This window comes from Terrabacter sp. 05T424 (genome assembly GCF_056396225.1).
Window position 1 is genome coordinate 1 of sequence record NZ_JBFTLB010000003.1, and the last position, 23,601, is coordinate 23,601.

The following is a 23,601-nucleotide window of genomic DNA, read 5'->3' on the forward strand; positions in this document are numbered from 1 at the left end:
GCGCGCAAGCGTGTGGGCGTCCGCGTGCTGCCGAGCTCGTCGTGGAACGTGTTCGACCCGCGGGTGATCCGCTGGCGTCTGGACGGTCCGGGCCGCGAGCAGCAGCTGCTCTCGCTCGGTGACGTGCGGCGCGGGATCGAGCCGGTCGCCGCCGAGCTCGCGGCCGCGCACGCGAGCCCGGAGCAGTGCGGGGTGCTGGTCGGGGCGGTGGTGCAGATGGCGGTGCACGCCAAGTCGAGTGACCTCGAGGCGTACCTGCGGGCCGACCAGCTCTTCCACGCGACCCTGCTGGCGGCCTCGGGCAACGAGATGCTCGCCGCGCTCGGTGACGTCGTCGGTGAGGTGCTCGCCGGCCGCACGCACCACGACCTGATGCCGAGCACGCCGTACCCGGTCGCGGTGCGACTGCACGGCGACGTGGCCGAGGCGGTCCAGTCGGGCGACAGCCTCGCGGCCGCCGTAGCGGCCGGATCGCTTGCCGGCTGCGGCGGCACGCCGAGAGCCCCACGGTGAGGAGTCCAGGCGCTGCCCTCTCCCGATCGACGGGTCAGCGCCTCCGGAACCCGTGCCGCAGGAAGGCGAGCCGCCGGGAGTGGGTCCGGCGTCGACCGAGAACGCCCCGGTGGGCGAGGCCAGCTGTTCGTCAGCGGCCGGGCCGGGTAACTGGAGGTCATGACGACCCGAGAGGCAGACGTGACAGGGGAGCACCAGGGAGCGCCGATGAGGGCACTCGTGTCGTGACCTCCCCGGACGTGCGCGTCGTCGTGAGGCCCATGGGCAACCCTCTGCCCCTTGGGTTCCTCGCCCTGATGGTGGCGACCGTTGGCCTTGCCATGGTGCAGCTGCACGTGGTCGACCCGGATCAGGGGCACGTGCTCGCGCTCGGCATCCTGGGGTTGACCGTGCCGCTGCAGCTCATCGCCTGTGTCCTGGGCTTCCTTGCCCGCGACCCTGTGGCAGGCACGGGGATGGGGATCCTGGCGGGAACGTGGGCCGCGGTCGGTCTGTCACTGCTGCTCTCGCCGCCGGGCGCGACGTCGTCGGCGCTGGGCGTGCTGCTGCTTTGTTCCGCAGTCGCCATGTGCGTGCCCACCGCGGCGGCGACCACGAAGGTCGCGGCCATGGCGGTCATGGGACTCAGCGCGCTGAGGTTTGCCGTCACCGGAGTAGGACAGCTCACCGCGTCGCCCAACTGGTTGACAGTCGCCGGCTGGGTAGGCCTGGCGCTCGGGATCGTGGCGGCGTATGCCGCCCTCGCCTTCCTTCTCGAGGACGCCCGCCACGCAGAGGCGCTCCCCGTGGGCCGTCGAGCCGCGGGCGCCGACACCATGACGGCATCAGCCCCCGGCGAAGTGGCCACAGTGGCCCACGAAGCGGGCGTGCGCAAGCAGCTGTAGTCAGGGCGTACGCAGCACGTCTCCGAGCGCGCCCGCCAGGGTGCCCGTCTCCACGAGCTCGACCGCGATGGCGCTGACCTTGCGGTTGCCCTGCTGGCTCGCGTGACGGAGACGCTCGAACGCGTGCGCGGGTGGGATGCGGTAGCGCTCGGTGAGGATCCCGATGGCGGCCCCGATGGTGCGGCTGTGCGCGAGCGCGATCTCGAGGTTCTGGGCGCGGTCGTCGCTGAGTTCGGCCGCGATGGCAAGCGCAGCGTGCTGGACCAGCAGTCGCGCTCGGTCCAGGACGTCCCCGTCGAATGCGTGCGGTTCATCGGCATACATGGTCAGGACTCCGACGATGGTGTCGTGCACGCGAATGGCGATCGACAGGACGGAACGGACCATCGTCTCGCGAAGCATGCCCTCGCGGTACTCGGCGAAGCGCGCATCGAGCACAAGGTCGGGACAGTGGACGATGCCGCCGTTCGTGAACGCAGAGATGCCGGGGCTTTCTCCTGCCTGACCGGCGATCCGGGCCACGGCCGCGCCGAACTCCTCGTCGGAGGCGGTCGAGTGTCTTGCCGGATGGTCCTTCAGGTGGGGGCTCACGGCGATGGCCGCCCACTGGCAGGGCACCAGCTCGACGGCGTTGTCCACGATCTTCCGGAGCGTCGGCGCGAACCCTTCCACTTCGACGAGACTGCGTGCGAGGGAAGCAAGCTCGTAGGCCGACGACGAGGTCAGGTCGGTCATGCGCACATCATCTCACCAGGAAGGGCCGGCGGGCGGTTCCGGGTCCGGCTCCTTCGACTCGGTTGCGAGCTGCTGCATCTCCTCATCCGTCAAGGACTCGGCGACGCCCACCGGGACTCCGGCGCAACCGACACGACACCGCGTATGCCGCGCGTCGGTCCCGTGCACGGGGTACGGGACCTCGGAGCGGGTCATCCCTCTACCCCGCTCGTGAAGGAGGTCACCGTGCAACCGCATGGGATCACGAGACAGTGCCGGTTCCCGCTGCCGGGGCGTGACACGTGAGCGCCTGGCGCGACGACCTGCGCGGGCGTGTGCGGGCGTTCGGGCGGGCCTGGCGCGAACCCGGGCCGGAACGCGATGCTCTTCTGCTCCTGGTCAAGGCCGCGATCGCGGCCGTGGTGGCGTGGCTCTTCGCGGTGCACGTGCTGAACAGCCCGGTGCCCTTCTACGCCCCCATGGCAGCACTCCTCGTCGTCGACCGCACCATGGTGCGTTCGATCTCGGCGAGTGCCCAGCGCATCGCAGCAGTGGTGCTCGGCCTCGCCTTCGCCTGGGGCGCCGCCGTGCTCGTCGGGGTGAGCTGGTGGTCGATGTTCGCCGTGCTGCTCGCGGCGCTCGTCATCGGCCGGTGGGCGCGGTTGGGCGACCACGGGATCCAGGTGCCGTCGATGGTGCTGCTGTCGCTCATCACGGTGCGGGGGACGAGCGAGCAGTTCACCTACCTCACCATCGTCGAGACCGTGGCCGGCGGTGTCATCGGCGTGGCCGTCAACGCGGTGGTCCTCGCTCCACTGCACGTGATGAAGCCCCGCCAGCGGGTCAGTGCCCTGTCGCGGCAGGTGCACGACCTCCTCGTCGAGATGTCCGACGGGTTGCATGACGACTGGGACCACGACCTGGCCCAACGGTGGTACCACCGCGGCAACGACGTCGCCGACCGCGCTCCGGGCGTCCTCGAGGACATCCACACCGGCCGCGAGAGCACTCGCTTCAACCCACGCGACAACTTGCGTCCGATCCAGGTTGACTGGGAGGGCTACGAGCACACCGTCAACACCCTGCGCCGGATGCTGTGGCAGGTGACCGGGATCGCCCGCACGCTGGTGGACGCCGGGGAGGAGCATAGCCATCAGCCGGCGCCGTCACCGACGTTCCTGCACCGCTACGCGGACGCCCTGGGGGCGATGGCCGTCGCCGTCGAGCAGCTGGGCCGGCACGACGACGCGGCCGACCGCGCCTTCGCCGGAGCCACCCGGGAAGCGCTCGAGGTGCTGGAGGAGCTGCGGGAGGAGGTGCGCACCACACCCCTGCGCGACCCAGACGCGTGGCCGGTCTACGGCTCGCTCATCAGCGACTCGCTGCGGGCCGTGCGCGAGCTCCAGCTGTCGTACGACGTCGCCTCCGTGCCGACCGACACGGGCGCCCTCCGGGTCGATCGGAGGGCGGGCCGGCGCCGCGTCCCTGGAGCGGCGCCCGACGGCGGTGGTGGGGAGGACAACCGGCGCGGGCCCGCGTGAGGTCCGTCCCCATACTGTTGCGTGGTCGCCCGGTGTCGATCCGGTGTCGGGACTCTGTGAGCGTCTCGCGAGTGTGGGTACGGGCGCCAACAGCGCCACCGCCTGGCTCCAACCAAGCGGCACAGGCGGTGGCGCGCACATCGTCCCCCGGCCGGTCACCCGGCGCAAGAGGCTCGTCCACCCTTCCCTTGTGGCCGCGGTTCAGGCGGCGCTGCGCGTGGCCTTCCACGTCCCGTCGGGCTCACGTCGCGCCAGACCGAGTCGCTCGAACGCGTCGAGCCAGCCCTCCATCGGCCACCATCCCCAGCGCTCGGCAAAGCGGTTCGCGTTCGTGACGATGTCATGCAGGTGTTGGGTGGGCGGGTCGAGGGTCGGGTGGTGCTGGTGGTAGGCGCGGGCGCCGCCCACCCAGGTCATCGCCCCGCCCTGCCGTGCCAGCCGCTGCCCGAAGTCGGTGTCCTCGCCGCCGTAGCCCACGTACGCCTCGTCGAACCCGCCGATGTCGGTCCAGCCCCGGGTGGTCATCGCGAAGGAGAGGGACCAGAAGAGCCGCAGGTCGTCCGCCGGAAGGGTTTCCTCAGGCGCGAGCACCGGGCGCGCGCCGTGGGGAGCAGCAAGAGCGTCGAGGTCGAGGTCCCGGTAGTCGCGACCGGCTGGGGCGGGTGGCAGGTACGCCACCTCACCCGTCCAGACGTGCGGCCGGCCGCCCTCGTGGGTGTCCATGACGGCGCCGTAGCGCTCGACCAGGCGCGGTGAGGGGATGCAGTCGACGTCGAGCACGACCACGCGGGTGGCACCGGTGCGCATCGCCGTGGCCACGCCGAGGTTGCGGGCAGCCGCCAGGGGCAGCTTCTCGCCGACGCGGCCGATGGAGGGCACCGCGACGGCGACGCCGCGGTGCGCGAGCGCGCTCTCGTGCACCACCGTCTCGACCCCGGCGTCGTCGATGGCGACGGCGACGAGGAGGTCTGGCAGCCGCGACTGCGACCCGAGCCCCCAGAGGAGCCGAAGCAGATGGTCGTGCCGCCGGTGGACGATGGTCACCACCGCGACGTCACCGGTCACGAGGCTGCTCGCGTCGCGTCGGCTCGCAGGTGCGGTTCGCCTGTGCCACCTGCAGTGGTCTCACCCGCAGCGGGAGACGTTCCAGCGAGCGCGTCGATTCGTCGTGCCGCTACGGACGCGCCGTGCCCGGAGGACCACCGGGCCCAACCGTCGCCACCGGCCGCGACAGCGCGGTCGAGCAGCCCCGGCCAGTCGGCGGCGTCCCGGGGCCAGCCTCGCAACCCGATCCCGGCACCGAGCCGCGCCACTGCAGCGGCCGTCGCGCCCTGCTCGTCGAAGGGTCGCTGCTGGGGCACGACGACTGCCGGGCGTCGTGCGGCGGCCACGTCGGCCACGGCTCCCTGTCCGGCATGGGTGACGACGACGTCGGCAGCCCGAAGATCGGACCAGAGGTCGGGGGAGGGCGAGCGTGGGCTGCGTTCGACCCAGTCCCAACCAGGGGTGGCGGCGCGAGCGGCGGCCACGTCTGAGGCGGTCACGTCGGTGCCGCCGGCACCCCAGACGAGCAGGGCCCGCCGAGGCCCGGCGCCGTCAGGCGTTACCTCCGGCTCGTCGTCCGACCGGCTGCGCGTGTCGAAGCGGGAGATGCCGCCCACGGCCCAGAGCTTGCGCCGCCACGCATCCGGCCAACCCGAGGTGTGCGCCCCCATGGGCCACGGAGCGAGCAGCGCGTCGGCCAGGTCGTAGGCGAGACGGTGCGGGCGGTCCGACCGCGCGCCCGGCATCGCCACGACCACGACCGGCACCCCAGCAAGACGCATCAGGACGGACACCTCGACCGACACGTCGACGACGACGAGAGAGGGTCGGGTGCTGGTGACCCACGACGTGAGCCGTGCCGCCCTCGCGGACAAGCCATCGTCGTGGAGCGGCGCCCAGTGCAGGGTGTCGCGCGCCGTGACGTCGAGCGACGGCACGTCCGCGCGAGAAGCGCTGTCGTCGCGTTCGAGCTGCACCCACGGACCCTTCCAGCCGGTTGGGCGAGGCAGCGAGCTCAAGCCGGTCACCGGGGAACGAAGCTCGCTGGCGACTGACAGGAACCTCATCAGGTGCCCGGTGCCGTGGTGGTGCACGTAGTAGCCGATCACGCTGCCCCGACCTTTGGCACGAGGGACGAGTAGACGGTGAGGTAGTCGTCGACCATGCGGCTCACCGAGCAGCGGGTCTCCGCGTGCTCGCGGCACGTGCCCCGGTCGAGCGCCACCGCTCGTTCGACCGCCTCGGCGGCGCGATCGTCGGCCACGTGCGGCGGCAGGAGGACGCCGACTCCAGGGTGGACGAACTCGCCGAGCCCACCACGGTTCAGGGCGACGACCGGCGTCCCGCAGGCGAGGGACTCGGCGGCCACCAGACCGTAGGGTTCGTCCCACTCCGGGGTGACGAGGGTGGCAGCGCTTGACCCGAACAGGGTGACGAGCTCATGGGTCGCGAGGTGCCCCACGTGCTCGACGTCGCCGCCGAGGAGGGGGGCAACTCGCGCCTCGAAGTAGTCACGGTCCCCGATCGGGCCGGCGATCCGCAGGTGGCGACCCGCCGCCCGAGCCATCGCGATGGCGCGGTGCGGGGCCTTCTCGGGCACGATGCGCCCCGCCCAGGCGAGACCGGTTCCGCCGTCGCCCGGCGTCCACCGGCGTACGTCGATCCCGTTGTGCACCACCCGGGCCGGCGTGACGTGGGACCAGGAGCCGGCCGTGTGGGAGCTGACGGCTGTGAAGTGGTTGCGGGAGCCACCGGGCCTCGATGTCGCGATGTCGACGGCGGGCTCCAACCACGGGGTGGGCGGGGTGTGCAGGGTGGTCAGCACGGGCATGGGCAAGGAGTCGGCCATGGCGACCGGAAGGTGGTGCAAGCTGTTGTTGTGCACGATGTCCACGTCGTGGCGTTGCCGCAGCGAGAGCATGACCTGCAGGTAGGCGTGGTGTGTGCGCAGCCACGACTCGGGCACCATCGCGACATCCGCCCGTGCTGCGTCGCTGAGCCGTAGGGGTGGCACGTCGAGGTGGGTGACATCGAGGCCCGGATCGCTGCCGGGGGCGGCGAAGACGGTCACGTCCACGTCACGTTCGCGAAGACCACTGGCCAGGTGCCACGTCAGCGACTCCAGCCCGCCGGCAAAGGGCTCGACGATCGGGTAGGCGGACGCGGCAATGATCACGACGTGCATGCGGCACCTCTGTTGCGCACTGCCGCAAGGACATCCACGTAGACCTGCTCATGAGTGCGCGCAATCTCGGTGCGCTCACGCCGGCGGTCGGCGGGGTCTGCCCGCCACTGCGGGCGTTCGTCGTAGGCGGTGCGAAGGACGTCGGCGAGCGACGGCGCGGTCGACTGGCCCCGCCCCGATCTCGGCGCGGCATACGTCAGGCACGGCCGCTGCTCGGCGTAGTACCCGCAGTCGGGAGCAGCGACGGCGGTGCCGAGGTCATGGCACGCCTCGAGCCAGCCGGAGTGCGTGCCGAAACGGTAGGGCAGGACCGAGACGTCGAGCGACTGCAGGTAGTCCCAGAGCTCGTCGTCGCTGAAGTAGTCGTGCACGTGCAGCTCCACGAGTCCTTCCGACTCGAGCCGGCGCAGGTGCGACTCGACCTCCATCGCGTGACGGTCGTGCCCGGGAGTCATGACGTCCGTGTGGGCGTCGACCCTCAGCGTGGCCCCCGGCAGCTCGCCCAGGACCCCCACCACCTCGTCGATGACGGGCAGCGGGTCCATGCCGGCGCGCAGGCTCTTGACGTGCACCCCGATGACGAAGCCGTCATGCGGCGTGCGCGGTCGGGCAGCCCGTTCCAGCTCCACGACGTGCGGGTGGGGAACCACCAGGGCCTCTCGCCCCCAGCGCTCACGGATCTCCGCTGCGGCACCGGGCGTGAGCGTCAGCACGGCGTCGGCCGCCTCCACGAGTACTCCGAGCTGGGCGTCGTGCAGGGCGGGCTCCACGTGGTGCGGGTTGCGCAGGTCGTGGACGGTCACGACCAGCGGTCGGTCGTGCCGCCGCAGCTCGGAGGTGAGCTCTGCCAGCTCGTCGGGTGAGACGGCGTCAAAGCCGAAGTGCACGTGCATGAGGTCGAACTCGTCGGCATGGATGGGGACCCATCCGGGCTCGAGCATCCGAGGCGGCCACCACTGGGCATCCGGCACGTCAGCCCGCGGTCTGGGGTCGGGCAGGCGCGTGACGGTGGGATCGCCGTCGGGTGCGCTCAGGTGACGCACGTAGACGTGGTTGGAGGGAATGGAGGCGATGACTAGGCTCAACCGAGTGCCTTTCGGAACAGGCACACCGCGCGCCGTGTGAGGGGGCGCCGGCGCGGACGGGGGCCGCGTGGCTGGGGCCTCCACCAAGGGAAGTACCCAGAGCAGCGGTCGTTCGGACGCTGCGCGGCGTCGCGGTCCTTCGTGGGTAAGGGAGCGGCATGGAGCCGACTCCCGAGACCGACGCGGCACTGACAGAACTCGAGACCTACGGCGACGTCGGCCTGAGAGGGGAGCTGCGCGAGCTCGTCAGCGAGGCCCAGCAGGTGGTTCCCGAGCTCATGGGAATGAGCCTCGGCCTGGTGGTCGAGGACCTCGTGCTCACCTACGTCGCCAGCGACCCCGACGTCGGGCTCCTCGACGCGGTGCAGTACCTCGACGCGGGCCCGTGCGTGAGCGCCGCCGACACGGGCGACGTCATCGAGACCACCGCGGACAGCCTGTTCGACGAGCAGAGGTGGCAGCTGTTCGCGCAGGCTTCGGCCGCGCACGGTGTCCGGAGCAGCCTGTCGCTGCCCTTCCTCCGCAGCGGCATCGTGACGGGCGGCGCCAACTTCTACGGCTCGGGGCCCGCCTCGTTCCGCGGGCACGTCGGGCAGCTTGCCGCGCTGTTCGGAGCCTGGGCTCCGGGAGCGATCCACAACGCCGACCTCGCCTTCCGCACCCGGCAACAGGCGACTCTGAGCGTCGGCAACCTCCGCGAGGCGAGACTCGTCGACCAGGCGGTAGGGGTGCTCATCGCCGAGGGGGTCACAGACCCGAACGAGGCCGAGGCGCGTCTGCGGGATGCGGCCGCGCGGGCGGGTGTCCCCGTCGCCGTGCTCGCACGCGCGCTCATCGACACGTATGCGAGCCTTGGCGACGGGGACCCGCACCCGCGCGACTGACCGCGCGCCGTCAGGCTGCGGACGGCGGGAAGCGGTCCCAGACGCGGTGCAGGGTCAGCAGCTCGGCGAGCTCGGCCAGGACGTCGGCGGGGGCCGATGCGTCGGTGCCGGTCACGACGCCCCGTCCGTCGGTGGGGATGCCGGAGGCGCCGAGCGCTTCGACACCCTGGCCGAGGGCCGCGACCACCTTGCTGTGCCGCCACATCTCCGCGGCCAGCACGGTGATCCGAGGGTCCACGCTCACGGCCCTCGACGGCTGACCGGCGCGGGCGTCCAGCCCGGGCAGGGTGTCGTCTCCAGGAGCCGCACCGAGGACCATCAGCGCGTCGTACTCGAACGACCGCGCCGTCGCGTAGACCCGTTCCACGAGGACGTCCCCGATCTTCCCCCCGCTCGGGGCGATGACGAACGGGACCATGCGGTAGGCCCGCACGGCTCCGACGACCTCGGCCACCGCTGACGCGTCGGTCGACGCGTCGACGACGATGCCAATCTTCCGTCCGTCTGCGGGGAAGGCCGTTCCCACCTGGGAGAGGGCAGGGCTCGGCTCGATGTCGTCCACCTCGATCGTCGGCTCCGGGGCCGGCAGGCCCAGCGCGAGCGCCACTGTCGCGCACAGGTCCTCGTCGATGTTGGCGAGGCACTGGAGCTGTCGCTCGCGGACGGCCTGCTCGTAGCACTTGGCCAGCTCGAAGGCGTAGGCGCCCTTGATGTGGTCCTGCTCCACGGGGGTCATCGATCGGTAGAAGAGGCGGGCCTGCGAGAAGTGGTCGTCGAACGACCGGGACTGCGCGCGTACCTTGGCGCTCTCCTGCACGAGCGCCGGCACCTCGACGAAGCCTCGGTCACCGGCTCCCGCGTGGAAGGGGCAGCCGCCGTCGAGCGAGTTCGGCCGGTAGGGAGCCACGCCGCTGTGCACGCCGTGCTGGTGGTAGCCGTCGCGCAGCATGTCGTTGACCGGCGCCTGCGGACGGTTGACTGGGATCTGGTTGAAGTTCGGGCCGCCGAGGCGGGTCAGCTGGGTGTCGACATAGGAGAAGAGCCGGGCCTGGAGCAGGGCGTCGTTCGTGACGTCGATGCCGGGCACGAGGTTGCCGACGTGGAAGGCGACCTGCTCGGTCTCGGCGAAGAAGTTCGTCGGGTTGGCCGTCAGCGTCATCCGCCCGATGGGCTGTGGCGCCCGCTGCGTCGACGAGGCGGAAGGTGTGCACGCCGAAGCCCTCCATCATCCGATACGAGGCCTGGATGCCGCGGTCGGACATGTTCCACATCGTGTGGTGCTGGGCCTCGGTGTGCAGCGACACGAAGTCCCAGAACGTGTCGTGGGCCGACTGCGCCTGCGGGATCTCACGGTCGGGGTGCGGCTTCGCGGCGTGGACGACGTCGGGGAACTTGATGCCGTCCTGGATGAAGAACACAGGGATGTTGTTGCCGACGAGGTCGAACGTGCCTTCGTCGGTGTAGAACTTCACCGCGAAGCCCCTGGTGTCCCTCACGGTGTCGGCCGACCCGCGGGAGCCGAGCACCGTGGAGAAGCGCACGAAGACAGGGGTCTCCACCCCGTCGGCGAGGAAGCCTGCCGTCGAGATGGACGCGGCGGTGACATAGCCGCGGAAGACACCGTGGGCTCCTGAGCCGCGCGCGTGCACGACGCGCTCGGGGATGCGCTCATGGTCGAAGTGCGTGATCTTCTCACGCAGGTGGTGGTCCTGCAGGAGCGTGGGCCCACGCTCGCCGGCCTTGAGAGAGTGGTCGGTGTCGCGGAGACGCGCGCCGAGGCTCGTCGTCAGGAACGCGCCGGACTGGGCGCGGGCGTTCGCCGGTGCGCCAGTGGGCTGAGCTGGCGTCAGATGACGCCGACGTCGTCGGGACCGGGCGCCAATGCCGTTGTCGTGCCGACCTTCTCGCCGATGGCGAGATGCCCACCGAGGTATGCCGACAGCCCGGCCACCGAGAGGCCGGCGAGTCCCAGCGCGACCCCCCGGCCACGGTTGCGAGGCCGCGTGGCCCACGATGCGGCATACAGCCCCAGCGACACCACGTTGAGTCCGGCATGCACAACCGCGACGCGACGCGGTCTGGGGCCGATGCCGGCGTACTCGACCACGCCGGTGAGCGCGGCGGCCGGGGCCGACACGAGCCCGGCGCCCACCAGGCGCCGGGAAGCCGCGGCGGCACCCGGGCCTCCCACGAGGTCGAGCAGGGCGGAGGAGGTCCAGAAGCCGATGGGCAGGTCGGTGAGGAAGGGGTGGGCGGCGTGTCCCATGGCCTCACCGGTGACGAGACGTCGCCAGGCGCCCGTGCCGCGGAGGTGGGCTGCGAGGGGGGCGAGGGCGGTCGCCGGCCCGTCGAGGGACGGGCGCCCCTCGACCAGCCGCTCGACGAGACCGACGGCGGGGCTCGGCGTGATCGTGGCGTGTGACGGTTCCATGCCGGGCCCCTACCCCGTCGGTCGACGCTCGAACGGCGCGGGCTCAGGAGATGACCGCGTCGACCGCCTTCTTCATGGCGCTCGGCTGATCCGGACGGCGCGGGGCGCGCTTCCTCGCCTCGAGCAGCTCCTCGCCGAGCTCCTGCAGCTGCTTGCGGCCGAGGCCCTCACGCACCTTGGGGAACCACTCCTGCTCCTCCTCTTCCATGTGGTGCTCGACGTTCTCGATGAGCACCGTGGTCTTGGCGTCGAAGCGCTCGTCGGTGGCGTCCATCGCGGCGAGCTCCATGCAGAGCACATCGGCGACGTGGTGCTCCTCGTACGACTCGAGCACGTCGTCCTCGAGGTCGGGCAGCAGCTCGCGGACCCGGGGGTACATCACTTCGTTCTCGACGTAGGTGTGCACGGTCAGCAGCTCGAGGATCGTGTCGACGATGGTCTGCTTCTGGACCGGCGTCAGGTCCGGCTTGCGGAAGGCGCGGAACTGCTTGCGCACCTGCTGGTGGTCGTTCTTCAACAAGACGATGGCGTCGTTGGACATGGCGCTCCTCGGTGCTGTGGCTTCGGGGCCCGGCTCCCGGGCCCGATGCGTCCTTACCCACCCGCCGGCAACGTCCGTCCCCGAGACCGAATGCTGTGGAGGCGCCGACGACCGAGCCACGGCGGGTAGGTGAGGCCCGTGCCTGACAAGACCCGTGACGAGCTGCAGCGCGTCGCAACCGAGTTGTTCGGCTGGGAGCGGCTGCGGCGGCTCCGTCGCCCGTCGGTGCCTCACCTGACGGCGAGGTCGATCCGCTCGCCGGGTGACATCGGCCGTATGTCGCGGAAGCCGGCCGCGTCTGCGGCGCCGAGGAAGTCGTCGAGCCGCGACCTGAACACGCCGTAGTCCGAGTGGTGCACCGGCACCGTCAGGCGCGGTTCGACGCGACGGAGGAAGTCCACGCCCTGCCCGGCGTCCATCGTCACCGTGTGCAGCAGCACGCGGGTGCCGCCCAGGTGCACGACGGCGGTGTCGATCTCGGGGAAGCGCAGGCGGACCTCGTCGACGTGCTCGCCGGTGAGCGTGTCGCCGCTGACGTAGATCCGGTGCCGCAGCCTGCCCGCGACCCGGTGCTCCACGACCGAACCCATGACGGGCGGTAGCGCGAGCCCCATCAGGCCTCGGGCATGGATGGCCGGAACGGCGGTCACGGAGAGCTCCTCGTCTCCGCGTGCGATCTCCAGCCGCTCCCACGTGCGCAGTCCCCGGGTGGCGAAGCCCCAGCGGTCCAGGCGTCGGGCGGCTTGCGGCGTCGTGACGACGCGGGTGCCTCTGGCGAGACCGCGACGGGCAACGCGGTCGAAGTGGTCGCCGTGCAGGTGTGAGAGCACCACCAGGTCGATGGCAGGTAGCTCATCGACGCGCACGGCGGGATCGGTGAGGCGGGTGGACCACAATCCCTTGCCGAGGTACGCGCGCTGCCCCCGGTGCAGGAAGTTCGGGTCGGTGAGTAGCGTGAATGACCCGAGCTCCAGGACCGTCGTCGCCGTTCCGACGAACGTCAGCGCGGCCCGCGTCTGGGGCTCGAAGACCTTCTCAGGACGCGCATCACCTGCGCTGGTGGGCTCGTCCATCCGCGGCTCCCTCCGGGTAGCGGGTGGCCATTGCCTACCCAGCGCTTCAGCGGTGAATCGCCATGCGATCTGTGCGATGTCGCGAGCCGGGGCGCGCCGCGCGACGCGGGGCTGGGTGGCGCCACACACACAGCGAGACGGCTGTCATACCCGGTGTCGGCGAATTCAGATCAGGCGATTCAAGAGGGATTGATCCCCAACCCGGGTGGGTACCCCAAACCCGTGACAGCACGCCCGCCACGTCGGAGCTCGAGAACGGGGCCCGCGGAGGGCGACCGATGAAGGGACACGGATCCATGACCGAACGACCTTATGAGACAACCGTTCCGGATGACCTGACTTCCGGGACCCCCACGACGTCCGGGCTTGCGACCGGCGCGAACGGCACCACGTCGCTCGGCTCCACGTCGACGGGTGGCCAGGCCTCGTCGTCGACAGCAGCTGCCGTCGGCGAGGAGGCGAAGTCGGTGGCGTCCGACGCGGCCGACAGCGGCCGACAGGTCGCCGAGACAGCGGTATCGGGAGCCAAGGACGTCGTGTCCGAGGCCACCACCCAGCTGCGGACGCTCTTCGACCAGCTGCGTACCGAGCTGGACGGCCAGGCGTCCTCTCAGGGACAGCGCGCGGTCGGTGGCCTGCGCTCGCTGGCCGACGAGCTGCGCCAGATGGCGTCGAGCTCGGACCAGCAGGGCATCGCGGGAGAAGCCGCCCACCAGGCCGCCTCCCACGCGTCGTCGTTCGCCGACTGGCTCGACAACAAGCAGCCCGGAGACATCCTCGACGAGGTGCGCTCGCTCGCGCGCCGACGCCCGGGTGCCTTCCTCCTCGGTGCCGCCGCGATCGGTGTGCTGGGCGGACGCATGACCCGTGGTCTCACGGGCAGCGGCGCGGGCCAGCAGCAGTCCGGTACGTCCGGCTACCCCGTGGCGTCGACCGGCACTGCGGGCTCCTACCCAGCCGCCGGGTACACCACGGGCACGGCAGGAGCAGGCATGACCGGCGCCGCCACGGCCGGGGCCAGCACCGTCGGACTCCCGCCCGATGTGTCCCCGGTGCGTTCCGAGCCGTACACCATCGGGGTCCGGGAAACGGACACCCACGCGATGACCACGGCCACCGACGGCGTCACCACAGACGACGTCACCGACCAGACAGACGTCCTGTACGTCGATGGGGAGAGCGAGGCTCGCGGATGAGCACCGTTCCCCGCGATGAGCTCGGCGGCGGCCTGGGCACCCAGGGAGCCTCCTACGCCGGCCCCTACGAGGGCGTCCGCGAGAGCGCGCACGAGAAGGCGGAGCAAGCCTCCATCGGCGAGCTCGTCGGCGACATCTCACAGGGCTTGAGCACCTTGATGCGCCAGGAGGTGGAGCTGGCCAAGGCCGAGGTCCGCGACTCTGCCAAGCGCGCCGGCAAGGCGGCGGGCCAGTTCGGTGCTGCGGCCCTTGCTGGGTGGATGACCCTGCTGTTCTTGTCCATCGCCGTGTGGGAGTTCCTCTCGAGCGCCTTGGACAGCCGGGGCTGGGCCGCCGTGATCGTCATGGCGGTGTGGGGGATCGTCGCGGCGGTGCTCGCCGCAGTCGGCCGTAAGAACGCCAAGCAGATCCAGGGACTACCGCGCACGGCGGAAACCGCCAAGCGGGTGCCCGACGCGCTGAAGGGAAACGAGGAGACCTCATGAGCACGAACTATCCGATGACGAACAATCCGATGACGAACGACCCGACGACCACCGATCCGAGCACGAAGGACCCGGACGCCATCCGCGCCGACATCGAGCGCACCCGGGCGGGACTCAGCCGCGACGTCAACGCCCTCGGTGAGTCGGTGAGCCCCGGCCACATCGCCCACCGCCAGGCGGAGAAGGTCAAGGGCCGGGCCGGCCGGCTCCGGGACCACGTCATGGGCGCCGCCTCGAACGCCGGCGACAAGGCATCCGGTGTGGCTCAGGGCGCGGGCGACCAGGCTTCCGGCATGGTTCACGGCGTCGCCGACACCGCCCAGCAGGCCGGCCACAAGGTCGAGCGCACGGCGCGGGGCAACCCGATCGGAGCTGGCCTCGTGGCTCTGGCGGCCGGCTGGCTCGTCGGCTCGCTGCTCCCTGCCTCGGAGAAGGAGCGCCGGCTTGCCGAGTCGGCCAAGGAGAAGGCGCAGCCGGTGCTCGAGCAGGCCCAGAGCACCGTCAAGGACGTCGCCAGTGAGTCGGCCGGCCACCTCAAGGCGCCGGCCCAGGAGGCGGTGCAGTCCGTCAAGGAGACGGCGCAGTCCGCCGCTCAGGACGTCAAGCAGGAGGGCCAGCAGGCCGCCAGCGACGTGCGCGACAGTGCGTCCGAGTCGGCCGGCACGGTCAAGGACCAGGCCCAGGGCTGACCTCGCACGACACAGGACGGGACCGGGCGGCGACGTGCCGCCCGGTCCCGTCCCTTCACAGACAGGAACTCTCGTGGACACCAGCACCTCACACGCACGCCGGACAGGCACCGGGCGCACCACCCTGCAGGGCGCGGCCCTCGCCGTCGGCATCGTCTTCCTGCTCGTCGGCATCGCCGGTTTCATCCCCGGAATCACGACGAACTATGGCGATCTCAGCTTCGCCGGCCACCACTCGGATGCGAAGCTCCTCGGCCTCTTCCAGGTCTCCGTCCTGCACAACATCGTGCACCTGCTCTTCGGGATCGTAGGCGTGGCGGCGTCGAGGACGTGGTCGGGGGCGCGCGGCTTCCTCATCGGCGGCGGTGTCGTCTACCTCGTCCTCTGGCTCTACGGGCTGCTCGTCGACAAAGAGTCGAGCGCCAACTTCGTCCCGGTCAACGCCGCAGACGACTGGCTGCACCTGCTCCTCGGTCTGGGCATGATCGCGCTCGGAGTGCTCCTAGCTCGCCGCCACCGCCGCGTGGCCGTGGGGCACGACGACGCCCTGCGTCGGGGCGAGCTGCGCGGCGACCCGCACTGACGCCGCTTCACCTGCCGGAGAGAGGATGCTGGGCCCGACACCGGCCTGCGTTAGGGTTGAGGTGGTTCGAACCGAGAGCCGGCTACACCATCGATGCCTCGAGTGCCCGTTCTCGTCGTGTCCCAGGAAAGGGCGGCGATGGACCCCCTCACGGAACAAGCTGATCTGGCCTCGGAGTTCGTGGCCCTCAACGAGTACCTCGGTGACGGCAGCGGCGGTGCCGACGCTCTCGAGCGGCTGGTCAAGCTCGCGGTCGCTTCGGTGCCCGGGTGCGAGTGGGCCGGCATCACGGCCTGGCCGGTGCAGCGCAATCCGCGCAGCCTCGCGGCCACCGACCGCGTCGCACTGACGGTCGACGAGCTGCAGTATGCCCTCGGTGACGGACCCTGTCTGGTTGCGGCGAAGGAGGACGAGCCGGTGCGCATTGCCGACCTGTCCACCGACGTGCGCTGGCCCGGCTTCGGCCGTCTCACCGTGCAGCGGACCCCAGTGCGCTCGATCCTCTCCTTCCACCTGGGCGACGACCCGGAACGCACCGCGCTGAATCTCTACGGGGGACAGCCGCACGCGTTCGAGGGAGAGTCACTGACGACCGGCGCCCTGTTTGCTGCCCACGCACGCGTGCTCGTGATGCACGCGGGTCACGCCGACCAGGCCGCCCACCTCAAGGAGGCGCTGACCACGAACCGTCGCATCGGGATGGCCATGGGCATCCTCATGAACATCCACAAGATCGGGGAGGACGAGGCGTTCGCCCTCCTCCGGGCCACGAGCCAGAACCTGAACGTCAAGCTCAGGGCGGTCGCCGACGATGTGGCGCGCACGGGCGCCCTCCCGCGCTCCGCCCGCGAGCTCACCGACTGAGTCGGTCACCTGCGTCTCGCCGGGCAGCGGTTCCCCGTGATCGCGACAGATCGGGTCGCAGCGGGGTAAGGAGGCGCTGACGGACTAGCCACGGTCCGTGCGTGAGCCGTTCGCCGACGGCCCGCCGCGACGACAAGGAGGACCACCCGTGCCCGCCGAGGACCGCATCGTCGATGTCTGGGGTCAGCGGACTCCGTACGCCAGGGGCGGGCGCTGGCCCGTCCGCGTGGACACGCACCTGGCAGACGGCGTACGCGTGGATGACGTCGAGCGCTGGGTGCAGACCGCCTCCACCCTGCACTCCAACGGGGACGCGTTCGACGTCGCCGTCCGCGCTGGCCGGATGGTCGGCGTCCGCGGTCGACCCGACGACCGCGTCAACCACGGCCGTCTCGGACCGAAGGACCTCTTCGGGTGGCAGGCCATCCAGTCGCCCGACCGTCTGACGCGCCCCCTGGTACGCCGTGACGGCATGCTCGTCGAGGCGAGCTGGGACGAGGCCATGGCGGCGATCGTTGCGCGAACGCGAAGCCTGCTGGACGAACAGGGCCCCAGTGCCGTCGGCTTCTACACGACCGGTCAGCTCTTCCTCGAGGAGTACTACACGCTCGCGCTCGTCGCGCACGGCGGCATCCGCACCAACCACGTCGACGGGAACACGCGCCTGTGCACGGCGACGGCCGCCGAGGCTCTCAAGGAGTCCTTCGGCAGCGACGGCCAGCCCGGCTCCTACACCGACATCGACCACGCCGACGTCATCGCGCTCTTCGGCCACAACGTCGCCGAGACGCAGACGGTGCTCTGGATGCGCATCCTTGACCGGCTGGCGGGCGAAGATCCGCCGCAGCTGCTGTGCGTCGATCCGCGCCCGACACCCGTGGCCAAGGCAGCCACGGTCCACCTCGCGCCCCGGCCCGGCACCAACGTCGCCCTGATGAACGCACTGCTCCACGAGCTGGTCGCCGACGGAGCGGTCGACGAGCAGTGGGTGAAGAGCCACACGGTCGGCTATGACGACCTCTGCAAGGTCGTCGAGCGCTACACGCCCGAGGTCGTCAGCGAGATATGCGACGTGCCGGCCGACCAGATCCGGGCGGCCGCGCGTCTGCTGGGCGGCGCCGAGGCCCTCGTCTCGACGGTGCTCCAGGGCTTCTACCAGTCGCATCAGTCCACGGCCGCGGCCGTGCAGGTCAACAACGTCCACCTGCTGCGAGGCATGATCGGGCGTGCCGGCTGCGGCATCCTCCAGATGAACGGACAGCCCACGGCGCAGAACACCCGCGAGTGCGGCGCCGACGGTGACATGGCGGGCTTCCGCAACTGGAGCAACCCAGACCACGTGGCCGACCTCGCGAAGGTCTGGAACATCGAGCCGAAGCAGATCCCACACGCGACCCCGCCCACCCACGCGATGCAGATCATGCGCTACGTCGAGGACGGGTCGATCCGGTTGCTGTGGGTCTCGGGGACCAACCCGGTGGTCTCGATGCCGGAGCTTGGGAGGATGCGCGAGATCCTTTCGCAGGACAGGCTCTTCCTCGTCGTGCAGGACATCTTCCTCACCGAGACCGCGCAGCTGGCCGACGTCGTGCTGCCGGCAGCGGCATGGGGCGAGAAGACGGGAGCCTTCACCAACGTCGACCGCACGGTCCACCTCTCGGAGAAGGCTGTCGAGCCGCCGGGGGAGGCGCGTTCGGACCTGGAGATCTTCGTCGACTTCGCCGACCGGATGGGCTTGCGCGACAAGGACGGTCAGCCCTTGGTCAAGTGGGCCACCCCGGAGGAGGCGTTCGACGCGTGGCGCGATTGCAGCCGCGGTAGGCCGTGTGACTACAGCGCCCTCAGCTACGAGAAGCTGCGAGGCGGTGGTGTGCAGTGGCCCTGCACCGACGCCGCCCCCGATGGTACCGAGAGGCTGTATGCCGGTGGCGTCTTCTGGGCCGCGCCCGAGGACTGCGAGACCTACGGTCGTGATCTCGAGACCGGAGCGCCGCTGGAGGCCAAGGACTACCGCGCGCTCAACCCGTTCGGTCGCGCGGTGATCAAGGCGGCCGACTACCGGCCGCCGCACGAGATGCCCGATGACGATTACCCGCTGCAGCTCATCACCGGGCGCACGGTGTACCACTTCCACACGAGGACGCGCACGGCTCGCGCGCCTGAGCTGCAGGCTGCGGCGCCAGAGGTCTGGATGGAGGTGTCGGCCCACGATGCAGCAACCTTCGGGCTCGCCGAAGGCGACCTCGCCGAGGTCCGGACTGCCCGGGGTGAGGTGCGGGCGAAGGTGCGGGTGAGCGGCATACGGCCGGGAGTGCTCTTCCTGCCGTTCCACTACGGCTACTGGGACACCCCGGAGGGCTGGCGTCCGGGGGAGCACGGCCGTGCGGCCAACGAGCTCACCCGGACGGACTGGGACGCTGCTTCCAAGCAGCCGATCTTCAAGACCGCCGCGTGCACGGTGGTCAAGGTGGCCGACGGCGACGGCGGGCTCTCCCCGGCGCCGGTCGGGCTCGCGTCCACCCCTGTGACGTCCCAGCCGGCCGCCGCGACCGGCGCTGTCGGAGGTGGACCGCGATGAAGATCGGGATCGTCCTGCGGGACCTGCACCACGACGAGGCAGAGCTGGCGAAGGCCTTCGCGCGACTGGCCGACGAGCACCACGTCGACCATGAGATCCAGCACCTCGGATACGACCTCGCCGACTGGTCGATGCGTCACGTGCGTGAGATCGCCTCCATCGCAACCCAGTTCGGTGAGAACCTCGAGCCCGCACCAGACGGCACCCCGGCCCTCGTCGACCAGGCCCGCCGCTGGGCATCGGAGCGGGTGGGCCGCGCCAAGGACGCCGAGCTGGTCATGGTGCGAGACCTCAAGGGCGTCTACCTGCGCGCCTCGGGTGTGCTCACCGACTGGGAGATGGTCGGTCAGGCTGCCCAGGCGATCGTGCACGACGAGCTCGTGGAGCTCGCGACCCGGTGCCAGGCCGAGACGAAGCGTCAGATGACGTGGGCGAACGCCAAGATCAAAGAGGTCTCGACGCAGGCACTCGTCGTCTGAGCAGCACGCGGGATCTCGTCACGCTCGGCCGGTCACCAAACGGGCGAACGTCGCCAACGCGGCTCGCAGCCCCGACCCGTGCCCGCCGCCGAGCCGGTTGCCCGCGGGTGCACTGCGCGTGACGTTCCCCTCCTGAGCCGGAATGCGCGTCGAACGGTCGGAGGCTAGACGCTCGAAGAGTGGGCCGACCCAGTCGTCGTAGACCCGGGGGAGCGCGGTGAACCCGAACCGCGTGGCCGCGTCGAACGCCCCCCCCGTGAGTCACCGGACGGGGACGCTCGAGCACGCGAACGACCACACGCGCTGCCTTGTCCGCCGACCAGACGAGGGGAGGGGGCTGCCCGGCCGGCCCGCCGGTGTACGCGGCCTGCCGGTAGATGGGCGTGTCGACGCCGGGGAGCGAGACGTACGAGACGTGCAGGCCCGGCACGTCACGGTTCTCGAGCGCTGCCTGCCGGGCCAGCGCGCGCACCCCCCACTTGCTCACGGTGTAGGCGCTCATGGAGGGGACGGCGATGTGGCCGATCATGGAGCCGATGAGCACGATCGAGCCCGCGCCGCCGGCGCGCATGGGGGCCAACACGTGCCGGAGCACGTTTGCCGATCCGAGCAGGTTGGTGGCGACCACTGCGTCGAACAGGTGGGCCGGCAGCTCGTCCAGACGGCCGTACGCCACGACGCCGGCGCTGGAGACAACGCCGTCCAGCCGGCCCTGCGACGCGAGCAGCCCTTCAACGGCCGCGCCGACGGCATGGTCGTCGCGCACGTCGACGGCGAACGTGCCCACCCACGGTGCCCCGAGGGACCGGCAGGCGTCTGCGGCGCTCTCGAGGGGGCCCTCACCGCGGGCGAGGAGAGCGAGGCGCCGACCGCGCCGCGCGAGCCGGTGCGCGGTGGCGAGCCCGACGCCACTCGAGGCGCCGGTGACGAGGACGACCGGGTGGACAACCGAACCGGACGGCGGGGGTGTGTTCACGCCAGTTGCGTGCCCGCTGCCCATGGGATCCAAACCCGTTTGGCCGTCCGGTGGTCGGGGTAGGGAACCGACGGCAGCGCACCGGCTGACGAGAGGACGACGTGACGACGACGGATGCCGTGGTGATCGGCAGCGGGCCCAACGGCCTCGTGGCCGCCAACCTGCTTGTCGACGCAGGGTGGTCAGTGGTCGTACTCGAGGAGCAGGAAAGACCGGGCGGGGCCGTCTGGAGTGACGAGACGGTTGCGCCCGGCCACATCCACGACACCTTCAGCTCGTTCTACCCGCTCGCAGCGGGCTCTCCCACGATCCGCGGCCTGCAGCTCGAGCAGCACGGCCTCGAGTGGGTCCAGGCGCCGGCGGTCGTCGGGCACTCGTTCCCGGACGGCCGGTGGGGGGTGCTGCACCGCGACCGGCACGACACGGCTGCAGCCTTGGAGGCCGACAGCTGCGGAGACGGCGACGCGTGGCTCGCGCTCTGCGCGACCTGGGACCGCGTCGGCGATGATCTCATCCGCTGCCTGCTGACTCCCTTCCCACCCGTCCGTGGAGGCGCCGGCGTCGCCCGCCAGGTCCTCCGGCCGGGCGGGTTCGAGCTGGTGCGCGAGATGCTCATGCCCGCACGCAGCCTCGTCGAGAAGCTGTTCCGGGGCGACGCGGCCCGCCTGCTCGTCGCGGGCAATGCCGCCCACGCGGACATCGGGCTCGAGGCGCCGGGGTCGGCAGCCATGGGCCTGCTCCTGGTCCTGCTCGGCCAGAGCGTGGGCTTCCCCGTGCCCCGCGGGGGCGCCGCCGGCTTCTCCGGCGCCATGGTTCGCCGGCTGCGGCAGAGAGGCGGCGAGCTGTGCCTGGGCGAGCCTGCTGTCGGCGTACGCGTGCTCGACGGTCGAGCGGTCGCGGTGCGCACCGCGTCCCGCGAGATCGCAGCACGACGAGCGGTGCTTGCCGACGTGTCGGCCCCCGCGCTCTACGGTGGCCTGGTGGGGTGGGACGCCTTGCCCGCCCGGCTGCGTCACCGCATGCAGCGCTTCGAGTGGGACCCCTCCACGGTCAAGGTCGACTGGGCGCTCGACGGGCCCGTCCCGTGGGAGGGCGCGCCGGACAACGCTCCGGGCACCGTGCACGTGGCCGACTCGCTCGACCAGCTCTCGCTCACGGGTGGACAGGTCGCCGCCGGCCTCGTTCCCGACAAGCCGTTCCTGCTCGTCGGCCAGATGGGCGTCGCCGACCCGACGCGCGTCCCACCGGGAGGTGAGGCGCTCTGGGCCTACACCCATGTGCCACAACGGGTCCGCGGTGACGCCGCAGCGGACAACGCCGGCGTCCCCACCATCCACGGCTCGTGGGACGACAGCGACCTGGACGCGATGGCCGAGCGTATCGAGGCGCGCATCGAGAGCCGAGCTCCGGGCTTCCGCGATCGGATCACGGAACGACGCGTGCTGGGGCCGAAGCAGCTGGAGGCCATGGACCGCAACCTCGTCGGTGGTGCCATCAACGGCGGCACGGCCGGACTCCACCAGCAGCTCGTCTTCCGCCCCGTCGCGGGGGCGGGCAGGGCGGAAACGCCCGTCAGCAGTCTCTACCTGGCCTCGGCGTCGGCCCACCCGGGAGGCGGCGTGCACGGGGCATGCGGAGCCAACGCCGCACGAGCAGCCCTGTGGCACCACCGACTTCACACACCATGGAGGCGAACGTGAGCACGACCAGACGCATCATCCACGCCTCACCCGACCGGGTCTTCGAGGTCCTGGCCAACGGGTGGAGCTACAGCCAGTGGGTCGTCGGGGCGTCGCGCGTGCGCGACGTCACGCCGGACTGGCCCGGCGAGGGCGCGGAGATCCACCACTCCGTGGGGGCCTGGCCCCTCCTCATCAACGACCTCACCACGGTCGTGCGCTCCGAGCGGCCCCACCTGCTCGAGCTCACGGTGCGTGCCTGGCCGTCGGGCGAGGGCGTCGTGCTGGTCACCTGTCGCCCGCAGGGTGAGGACACCGAGGTGACGATGCAGGAGGACGCGAAGAAGGGGCCGGCGCTGCTCATCCCGCGGGTCCTGCGCGACCTCGCCCTCGACCAGCGCAACCGCGAGGCGCTGGCCAGACTCGCCATCCTCGTCGAACGCGCCGGAGCCGACGTCCCCTAGTCGGGGGAGCCGGCTCGGGAACGGCGAGGAGACTTCAGTCAGTGCACGAGGTCGCGCGCCATCGTGGTGCGCAGCCCAATCGCTCCGTCGTCGGCGAAACGTTCCATCATCCGTTCGAGCACCGGCTCCAGCAGGCGCACGGCGCCCTTCGGCTCCAGCACGGCCGTGTACGTGACGACCGTCTCGAGCCCGCCGCCTTCGTCTGCCCGCTCGGCGAATTCCAGCGTGTCCGTCGACACGAGCGACCGGGTCTCGGCCCTCAACGTGATCAGCTGTTCGACCTCGTGGCGCTCGACCCGGTAGAGAAGGGTCGTCCGAAATGGTCCGATCTTCTGCACGCTGCGAAACTTGGCCCCGACGTGGACCGCCTCGTCCTGGAGCCGAGTGCAGCGGGCGGTGTGCGGGTCCCAACGCTCCGTCGTCGAGAAGTCGCTGAGATATGGCGCGACGCGGTCGCGGGGTGCAGGGACCACGACGGTCCGACGGGTGGTGATCATGGCTCTCCGATCTCGGTCGCATCCGGGCGCTTCTGCACAACCGGGATACCCAACACAGGCGCGTTCAGACTCCGTGACTTCTACCCCTTCAGGGGGGCCGGGCTGGCCGCCACGTCCCGAGAGCCGTTTTGGGGTGCGGCCCGGCGGGTAACAACGCGTCGTGACCACGACCTCGCGCACCGCAGCGGCTCTAGCCGTTGCTCTTACTCTGACGGC

23 protein-coding genes and 1 pseudogene are annotated in these 23,601 nt (G+C 71.0%); 13 read left to right on the forward strand and 11 right to left on the reverse strand.

The features are described 5' to 3' along the window. A partial coding sequence (locus AC1DE0_RS09195; protein WP_478099589.1) for a FadR/GntR family transcriptional regulator occupies positions 1-513 on the forward strand: 513 nt, incomplete at its 5' end. A gap of 224 nt (positions 514-737) precedes the next feature. Continuing rightward, positions 738-1,397 (forward strand): GPR1/FUN34/YaaH family transporter, encoded by a 660-nt coding sequence (locus AC1DE0_RS09200; RefSeq protein WP_478099590.1) that lies wholly within the window; start codon positions 738-740, stop codon positions 1,395-1,397. Here the strand turns inward: AC1DE0_RS09200 and AC1DE0_RS09205 are convergent, their stop codons facing one another. Continuing rightward, positions 1,398-2,132 carry a GAF and ANTAR domain-containing protein gene (locus AC1DE0_RS09205; RefSeq protein ID WP_478099592.1) on the reverse strand — a complete coding sequence of 245 codons (735 nt, stop codon included), beginning with the start codon at positions 2,130-2,132 and terminating at the stop codon, positions 1,398-1,400. A gap of 281 nt (positions 2,133-2,413) precedes the next feature. Here AC1DE0_RS09205 and AC1DE0_RS09210 point away from each other — a divergent pair, with 281 nt between their 5' ends. Further along, positions 2,414-3,652: an FUSC family protein gene (locus AC1DE0_RS09210; protein WP_478099593.1), complete on the forward strand. Its 1,239-nt coding sequence runs from the start codon at positions 2,414-2,416 to the stop codon at positions 3,650-3,652. A gap of 201 nt (positions 3,653-3,853) precedes the next feature. Here the strand turns inward: AC1DE0_RS09210 and AC1DE0_RS09215 are convergent, their stop codons facing one another. From AC1DE0_RS09215 to AC1DE0_RS09230, 4 genes are all read right to left on the reverse strand, one after another. After that, positions 3,854-4,717, reverse strand: coding sequence for a glycosyltransferase family 2 protein (locus tag AC1DE0_RS09215; protein ID WP_478099595.1), 864 nt, complete (start codon positions 4,715-4,717; stop codon positions 3,854-3,856). Further along, positions 4,714-5,673, reverse strand: coding sequence for a glycosyltransferase (locus AC1DE0_RS09220; RefSeq protein ID WP_478099596.1), 960 nt, complete (start codon positions 5,671-5,673; stop codon positions 4,714-4,716). The genes AC1DE0_RS09215 and AC1DE0_RS09220 overlap by 4 nt, the downstream gene beginning before the upstream one ends. Before the next feature lie 128 nt (positions 5,674-5,801). Further along, positions 5,802-6,881, reverse strand: a complete 1,080-nt coding sequence (locus AC1DE0_RS09225) for a glycosyltransferase (protein WP_478099598.1) — start codon at positions 6,879-6,881, stop codon at positions 5,802-5,804. Beyond that, the gene (locus AC1DE0_RS09230) at positions 6,869-7,966 is read right to left on the reverse strand and encodes a glycosyltransferase family protein (RefSeq protein ID WP_478099600.1); all 1,098 of its coding nucleotides are present in this window, start codon (positions 7,964-7,966) and stop codon (positions 6,869-6,871) included. Before AC1DE0_RS09230 ends, AC1DE0_RS09225 begins: the two co-directional genes overlap by 13 nt. Before the next feature lie 158 nt (positions 7,967-8,124). On the opposite strand from AC1DE0_RS09230, the gene AC1DE0_RS09235 reads away from it, so the two are divergent. After that, positions 8,125-8,850 (forward strand): ANTAR domain-containing protein, encoded by a 726-nt coding sequence (locus AC1DE0_RS09235; RefSeq protein WP_478099602.1) that lies wholly within the window; start codon positions 8,125-8,127, stop codon positions 8,848-8,850. Between the two features lie 10 nt (positions 8,851-8,860). Here AC1DE0_RS09235 and AC1DE0_RS09240 read toward each other — a convergent pair. The 4 genes and pseudogenes from AC1DE0_RS09240 to AC1DE0_RS09255 all read right to left on the reverse strand — a co-directional run bounded on the left by AC1DE0_RS09240 (position 8,861) and on the right by AC1DE0_RS09255 (position 12,895). Next, positions 8,861-10,733: pseudogene (locus tag AC1DE0_RS09240) on the reverse strand (catalase). After that, positions 10,697-11,281: a DUF2231 domain-containing protein gene (locus AC1DE0_RS09245; RefSeq protein ID WP_478099604.1), complete on the reverse strand. Its 585-nt coding sequence runs from the start codon at positions 11,279-11,281 to the stop codon at positions 10,697-10,699. Before AC1DE0_RS09245 ends, AC1DE0_RS09240 begins: the two are co-directional and overlap by 37 nt. A gap of 43 nt (positions 11,282-11,324) precedes the next feature. Further along, the gene (locus AC1DE0_RS09250) at positions 11,325-11,822 is read right to left on the reverse strand and encodes a hemerythrin domain-containing protein (protein WP_478099606.1); all 498 of its coding nucleotides are present in this window, start codon (positions 11,820-11,822) and stop codon (positions 11,325-11,327) included. Between the two features lie 230 nt (positions 11,823-12,052). Beyond that, positions 12,053-12,895, reverse strand: coding sequence for an MBL fold metallo-hydrolase (locus tag AC1DE0_RS09255; RefSeq protein ID WP_478099608.1), 843 nt, complete (start codon positions 12,893-12,895; stop codon positions 12,053-12,055). Positions 12,896-13,191: 296 nt separating this feature from the next. On the opposite strand from AC1DE0_RS09255, the gene AC1DE0_RS09260 reads away from it, so the two are divergent. From AC1DE0_RS09260 to AC1DE0_RS09290, 7 genes are all read left to right on the forward strand, one after another. After that, the gene (locus AC1DE0_RS09260; protein ID WP_478099610.1) at positions 13,192-14,091 is read left to right on the forward strand and encodes a hypothetical protein; all 900 of its coding nucleotides are present in this window, start codon (positions 13,192-13,194) and stop codon (positions 14,089-14,091) included. Next, positions 14,088-14,576, forward strand: a complete 489-nt coding sequence (locus AC1DE0_RS09265) for a phage holin family protein (protein WP_478099611.1) — start codon at positions 14,088-14,090, stop codon at positions 14,574-14,576. Before AC1DE0_RS09260 ends, AC1DE0_RS09265 begins: the two co-directional genes overlap by 4 nt. After that, positions 14,573-15,265, forward strand: a complete 693-nt coding sequence (locus tag AC1DE0_RS09270; RefSeq protein ID WP_478099613.1) for a DUF3618 domain-containing protein — start codon at positions 14,573-14,575, stop codon at positions 15,263-15,265. Before AC1DE0_RS09265 ends, AC1DE0_RS09270 begins: the two co-directional genes overlap by 4 nt. Positions 15,266-15,338: 73 nt before the next feature. Beyond that, positions 15,339-15,848 carry a DUF4383 domain-containing protein gene (locus AC1DE0_RS09275; protein ID WP_478099616.1) on the forward strand — a complete coding sequence of 170 codons (510 nt, stop codon included), beginning with the start codon at positions 15,339-15,341 and terminating at the stop codon, positions 15,846-15,848. A 138-nt stretch (positions 15,849-15,986) separates the two neighbouring features. Then, the gene (locus tag AC1DE0_RS09280; RefSeq protein ID WP_478099618.1) at positions 15,987-16,712 is read left to right on the forward strand and encodes a GAF and ANTAR domain-containing protein; all 726 of its coding nucleotides are present in this window, start codon (positions 15,987-15,989) and stop codon (positions 16,710-16,712) included. A gap of 148 nt (positions 16,713-16,860) precedes the next feature. Further along, positions 16,861-19,290: a molybdopterin oxidoreductase family protein gene (locus tag AC1DE0_RS09285; protein ID WP_478099620.1), complete on the forward strand. Its 2,430-nt coding sequence runs from the start codon at positions 16,861-16,863 to the stop codon at positions 19,288-19,290. Then, positions 19,287-19,769, forward strand: a complete 483-nt coding sequence (locus AC1DE0_RS09290; protein WP_478099622.1) for a hypothetical protein — start codon at positions 19,287-19,289, stop codon at positions 19,767-19,769. Before AC1DE0_RS09285 ends, AC1DE0_RS09290 begins: the two co-directional genes overlap by 4 nt. Here AC1DE0_RS09290 and AC1DE0_RS09295 read toward each other — a convergent pair. After that, the gene (locus tag AC1DE0_RS09295; protein ID WP_478099624.1) at positions 19,735-20,745 is read right to left on the reverse strand and encodes an SDR family NAD(P)-dependent oxidoreductase; all 1,011 of its coding nucleotides are present in this window, start codon (positions 20,743-20,745) and stop codon (positions 19,735-19,737) included. The two genes, AC1DE0_RS09290 and AC1DE0_RS09295, sit on opposite strands and share 35 nt — an antisense overlap. 101 nt (positions 20,746-20,846) lie before the next feature. Here AC1DE0_RS09295 and AC1DE0_RS09300 point away from each other — a divergent pair, with 101 nt between their 5' ends. Together AC1DE0_RS09300 and AC1DE0_RS09305 are read left to right on the forward strand one after the other, a co-directional pair. After that, positions 20,847-22,445, forward strand: a complete 1,599-nt coding sequence (locus AC1DE0_RS09300; RefSeq protein WP_478099626.1) for a phytoene desaturase family protein — start codon at positions 20,847-20,849, stop codon at positions 22,443-22,445. Further along, on the forward strand, positions 22,442-22,888 hold the full coding sequence (locus AC1DE0_RS09305) for an SRPBCC family protein (protein ID WP_478099628.1): 447 nt from the start codon (positions 22,442-22,444) through the stop codon (positions 22,886-22,888). Before AC1DE0_RS09300 ends, AC1DE0_RS09305 begins: the two co-directional genes overlap by 4 nt. A gap of 38 nt (positions 22,889-22,926) precedes the next feature. Here AC1DE0_RS09305 and AC1DE0_RS09310 read toward each other — a convergent pair whose 3' ends face one another. Further along, complete coding sequence (locus AC1DE0_RS09310) at positions 22,927-23,385, reverse strand: SRPBCC family protein (RefSeq protein WP_478099631.1); 459 nt, start codon at positions 23,383-23,385, stop codon at positions 22,927-22,929. Positions 23,386-23,601 lie beyond the last annotated feature (216 nt).